The sequence below is a fragment of the Stenotrophomonas capsici genome, assembly GCF_034961085.1.
Lineage (GTDB): Bacteria > Pseudomonadota > Gammaproteobacteria > Xanthomonadales > Xanthomonadaceae > Stenotrophomonas > Stenotrophomonas capsici.
In genome coordinates, this window is record NZ_JAYFUH010000041.1 from 1 (window position 1) to 4,808 (window position 4,808).

Annotated in this window: 6 protein-coding genes; 2 read left to right on the plus strand and 4 right to left on the minus strand. The window is 68.8% G+C overall.

Annotated features, from left to right (window positions below; all coding sequences use genetic code 11):
* A partial coding sequence (locus tag VA603_RS01215; RefSeq protein ID WP_323437699.1) for an alpha/beta fold hydrolase occupies positions 1 to 614 on the plus strand: 614 nt, incomplete at its 5' end.
* Positions 615 to 831: 217 nt separating this feature from the next.
* Here the strand turns inward: VA603_RS01215 and dkgB are convergent.
* Both dkgB and VA603_RS01225 read right to left on the minus strand, forming a co-directional pair.
* The gene (gene dkgB, locus VA603_RS01220; RefSeq protein WP_323437700.1) at positions 832 to 1,635 is read right to left on the minus strand and encodes a 2,5-didehydrogluconate reductase DkgB; all 804 of its coding nucleotides are present in this window, start codon (positions 1,633 to 1,635) and stop codon (positions 832 to 834) included.
* 64 nt (positions 1,636 to 1,699) lie between these two features.
* Positions 1,700 to 2,914, minus strand: coding sequence for an MFS transporter (locus VA603_RS01225; RefSeq protein WP_323437701.1), 1,215 nt, complete (start codon positions 2,912 to 2,914; stop codon positions 1,700 to 1,702).
* A 123-nt stretch (positions 2,915 to 3,037) separates the two neighbouring features.
* On the opposite strand from VA603_RS01225, the gene VA603_RS01230 reads away from it, so the two are divergent.
* Entirely contained in the window at positions 3,038 to 3,940 is a 903-nt protein-coding gene (locus tag VA603_RS01230) for a LysR family transcriptional regulator (RefSeq protein WP_323437702.1), read from the plus strand.
* 57 nt (positions 3,941 to 3,997) lie between these two features.
* Here the strand turns inward: VA603_RS01230 and VA603_RS01235 are convergent, their stop codons facing one another.
* Both VA603_RS01235 and VA603_RS01240 read right to left on the minus strand, forming a co-directional pair.
* Complete coding sequence (locus tag VA603_RS01235) at positions 3,998 to 4,285, minus strand: hypothetical protein (RefSeq protein WP_132863803.1); 288 nt, start codon at positions 4,283 to 4,285, stop codon at positions 3,998 to 4,000.
* Between the two features lie 81 nt (positions 4,286 to 4,366).
* Positions 4,367 to 4,808, minus strand: a 442-nt coding sequence (locus VA603_RS01240) for an aldo/keto reductase (protein WP_323437703.1), incomplete at its 5' end; no start/stop codon positions are given.

The following is a 4,808-nucleotide window of genomic DNA, read 5'->3' on the forward strand; positions in this document are numbered from 1 at the left end:
ACATCGCCGACTGCCAGGTCGGTGACCTCACCGGCCATGACGACCTGCGCGCCGTCGCCGAGGACGTGCTGGCCAGGGCGCCGGAGCGCTTCGCGCTGGCCGGCTTCTCGCTGGGCGGCTACATCGCCCAGGAGATCCTGCGCATTGCGCCCGGGCGTGTGCTGCGGCTGGCGTTGCTGGACACCTCGTACAAGGCCGATTCCGCGGAACGCGCGGCCCAGCGCGTGGCGCAGCAGAACAGCGTGCGCCTGCCCGGCACGTTCCACGGCTTCGGCGACAAGCTCATGCGCAGCTACATCGACGCCTCGCGCCTGCAGGACCATGCGCTGGTCAGTACCGTGCGCGAGATGACCTCGCGGCTTGGCGTGGAGGTGTTCCTGCGCCAGAGCCGCATCGCGCGCGTGGATGGCAGCGCCGAGCTGCGCGCCTGGCAGGGCCCGGCGCTGATCGTGTGCGGGCGCAATGATGCGATCCCGCCATTGGCGGTCAGCGCGCAGATGGCGGCGTTGATGCCGCAGGCCACGCTGGTGGTGATCGAGGACTGCGGGCACCTGGCGCCACTGGAGAAGCCCGAGCAGGTCAGCGCCGCGCTGCGGGCGTGGTTGTCGGCGTGACGCCGAGCGGTGTTCGGCAACGTCAACGTCAACAGCACCCCTCCCCAACCCTCCGCTTGGCTGCGCCAAAGGGAGGGGACAGAAGCGGGTGTGCGGCGATCCGACCGATCTAGCGGAGCCGCCCCCTCCCTTGCGCAGCAGGGGAGGGCTGGGGAGGGGTCGCTTCTGCTTTACCCGCACCCCAACCCCAAGCATGGCCCGGGACCACCAACAGGCATCAATCCCAGTGCGGTGCGATGCCCTGCGGGTTGGCCACGCGCTCACCGCGGTCCAGCGTGGCGATCTGCGCCATGTCCGCCGCATCCAGCTGCAGCGCCACCGCCTTGAGGTTGCTGGCCAGGTTCTCGCGGCGGGTGGAGGACGGGATCACCGCATAGCCCTGCTGCAACGCCCACGCCAAGGCGACCTGCGCGGTAGTGGCGCCGTGCTTGTCGGCGATGGCCTGGATCACCGGGTCCTTCAGCACCGCGCCGTAGGCCAGGCTCATGAACGCGGTGACGTGGATGCCCTGCGCACGCAGGTAGGCGATCAACGCACGGTTCTGCAGGTACGGGTGCACTTCGATCTGGTTGGTGGCGATGGCCTGCGCACCAAGGATGTCGATGGCCTGGCGGGTCAGGTCGATGGTGAAGTTGGAGACGCCGATCGCCTTGGTCAGGCCCAGCTGCCTGGCTTCGGCCAATGCGCCGAGGTACTCGCGCATCGGCACCTCATCGTTCGGCGAGGGCCAGTGGATCAGCGCCAGGTCGACGTGGTCGGTGCCGAGCTTGCGCAGGCTCTCGCGCAGGCTGGCGATCAGCGCGTCGTGGTGGAAGTTGCTGATCCAGATCTTGGTGGTCAGGAACAGGTCCTCGCGGGCCACCTTGCCGGCGGCCAGGGCCTGGCCGAGGTCGGCTTCGTTGTCGTAGATCTGCGCGGTGTCGAAGGCGCGGTAGCCCAGCTCCAGTGCGTTGTGCACCGAGTCGATCAGTACCTGACCTTTGAGGCGGTAGGTGCCCAGGCCAATGGAAGGAACGTTCATCAGGAATCTCCAGGAGTAGGGTGCTGCCGGCGATGCCGTGCAGCGCCAGGGAAAGGTCGGTCACTCAGTGCGCGGCGGCGGCGATGCCATCGGCGCGTGCATCGATGCCATCGCGGCGATCCAGGCGGCCGCTCAGCGCGGTCAGGCCATAGGCGCTCACCACCACCAGCGCACCCAGCCACGGCGTGTGCATCAGCCCGACGTGGTCCACCACCAGCCCGCCCAGCGAGGCACCGATGGCGATGCCGATGTTGAACGCGGCGATGTTCAGCCCCGAGGCCACGTCGGTGGCCTGCGGCACGAAGCGCTGTGCCTGCTTGACCACGTAGACCTGCAGCCCCGGCACGTTGCCGAATGCCACCGCGCCCATCGCCAGCACGGTCAGCAGCACCAGCACGGGGTTGTAGGCGGTGAAGGTGAGCACCAGCAGCACCAGCGCCAGCAGCGCGAAGATGCGCTTGAGCGCGGGGATCGGCCCCAGCCGGTCGGCCAAGCGTCCGCCCCACAGGTTGCCGATCGCCACCGACACGCCGTACACCAGCAGCACCAGGCTCACGGCATTGGCCGAGAAGCCGCTGACTTCCTGCAGGATCGAGGCCAGGTAGGTGAACGACAGGAAGGTGCCGCCGTAGCCCAGCGCGGTCATCGCGTAGACCAGCAACAGGCGCGGCTGCGCCAGCACCGCGAACTGCTGGCCGAAGGTGGCCGGCGCGCTGCGCGGCAGGTTGTTGGGCACCAGCAGCAGGCTGCCGAGCAGGGCGATCACGCCCAGTGCCGCCACTGCCAGGAAGGTCGCGCGCCAACCCAGGTGCTGGCCGATGAAGGTGCCCAGCGGCACGCCGATCACCAGTGCCACGGTCAGCCCGGTGAACATGATGGCGATGGCACTGGCAGCCTTCTCCTTCGGCACCACCGAGGTGGCGATGATCGAGCCGATCGAGAAGAACACACCGTGCGCCAGGCCGGTCAGCACCCGCGCCACGATCAGCGGCCCGTAGCCCGGTGCCATCCAGGCGATCAGGTTGCCGACGGTGAACAGCGCCATCAGCGCGACCAGCAGGGTCTTGCGCGGCACCCGGCCGGTCAGTGCGGTGAGCACCGGCGCGCCGATCGCCACGCCCAGCGCATACAGGGACACCAGCAGGCCGGCCGAGGGCAGGCTGACCTGCAGGTCGGCGGCGATGGTCGGGATCAGCCCGACGATGACGAACTCGGTGGTGCCGATGGCAAAGGCACCCAGCGTCAGCGCCCACAGGGCGAGGGGAATACCACGGGACATGGGAATTACCGGTGGAGGAAGAGGCTGCGCAGTCTGCGCGCCACACTGTTGCGGAAAAACCGCTTCCCGGTGCAATGATTGTTGATTTAGAGTCAATAATTATCCCGGCTGGCCGCATTCCTCGTGAAAACCACCCTTGATGAGATGCAGGCCTTCATCGCGGTGATCGACGCCGGTTCGATCACCGCCGCGGCCGAGCAGCTGGACCAGACCACCTCCGGGGTGAGCCGGGCGCTGGCACGGTTGGAGGAAAAGCTGGGCACCACGCTGCTGACCCGCACCACCCGGCGCCTGCACCTGACCGAGGAAGGCGAGGCGTTCCTGGCGCAGTGCCGCGCCATCGTCGCCTCGGTGGAGGCGGCCGAAGAGCTGATCGCGGCGCGCCGCGAGCGTCCTTCGGGCAGGCTGCGGGTGGATGCGGCGATGCCGTTCGTGCTGCACGTGATCGCACCGCTGGTGGCCAGCTACCGCGCGCGCTACCCGGAGGTCGCGCTGGAACTCAACAGCAGCGAGCGCTACATCGACCTGCTGGAACGGCGTACCGACGTGGCCATCCGCATCGGCCCGCTGGCCGATTCCACCCTGCACGCGCGGCCGTTGGCGCACAGCCGGCTGCGCGTGCTGGCCAGCCCGGCCTACCTGCAGCAGCATGGCACCCCGCGCAGCGTGGCGCAGCTGGAAACCCACGCGCTGCTGGGCTTCAACGAACCGGATTCACTCAATTACTGGCCGGTGCGCGGCGCTGACGGCGGGTCGCTGCACGTGCGCCCGGTGCTGGCGGTCTCCAGCGGCGAAACGCTGCGGCGTCTGGCACTGGAAGGCGCGGGCATCGTCTGCCTGTCCGATTTCATGACCGAGCGTGACCGTGACGCGGGCACGCTGGTGGAGGTGCTGCCCCGGCAGAACCTGGGCATCGGCCAGCCCATCCACGCGGTGTACTACCGCAACACCGCGGTGTCGGCGCGGATCACCTCGTTCCTGGACCACCTGGCGCAGGCGATCAGCACCGCCCCGTTCGCCCAATGACCCGCGCCCGGTAGCGCGCAGCCAGACTGCGCCGGGGCATGGCCCGGCGCTACCGGTTCAGTGCAGCTGCGCGTGGTGCCAGGCGTGCCTGACCAGCCAGCGGGCTTCGTCCCACGGCACGGCCAGGGCCGGCTGGTGGCGGTGGTAGCTGTCCTGCAGCACCTTGTAGAGCTGCTCTTCGTTGGCGCGCGGATAGGCCTGGTAGACGTCGTAACCCATCTCCAGCAGGCGCTGGTAATGGTCGAAATCATGTTGGCCCAGCCGGCCGATGGCATGCACGCCGCGCCAGTAGGCCAGTTCGGCGTCACGGTTGAAATCGCGTTGGGCTGCGGATGTGGTCTTCATGGGTAGGACTCCATTCGCGGTCTACCCCCTGTGCCGCCGATCCTACTGGGCGCCCTCCCTGGCGTCCAATGCCCTGCGCATTCAGGTGTGGTCGGCGCTGGCCTGGTCCAGCTGGGTGATTTCCTGCGCCGACAATGCCAGCCGCGCGGCGGCGAGCACGTCGTGCAGTTGCTCCACGCCGGTGGCACTGACGATCGGGGCGGTGATGCCGGGGCGGGCGATCAGCCAGGCCAGCGCGACCTGCGCCGGCGTGGCCTTGTGCCGGGCGGCCAGGTCATCGAGCGCGGCCAGGATGCGCAGCCCGCGCGGGTTGACGTACTGCTGCACCACCTTGGCACCCCGCGCGCTGCTCTTGGCGGCGTCGTCGGCGCTGCGGTACTTGCCGCTGAGGAAGCCGCTGGCCAGCGAGTAGTAACTGATCACGCCCAGCGACTGCTCGCGCGCCAGCGGTTCCAGTTCGGCCTCGTAGCCGGCGCGGTCGTACAGGTTGTACTCCGGCTGCAGCGTCTCGTAACGCGGCAGG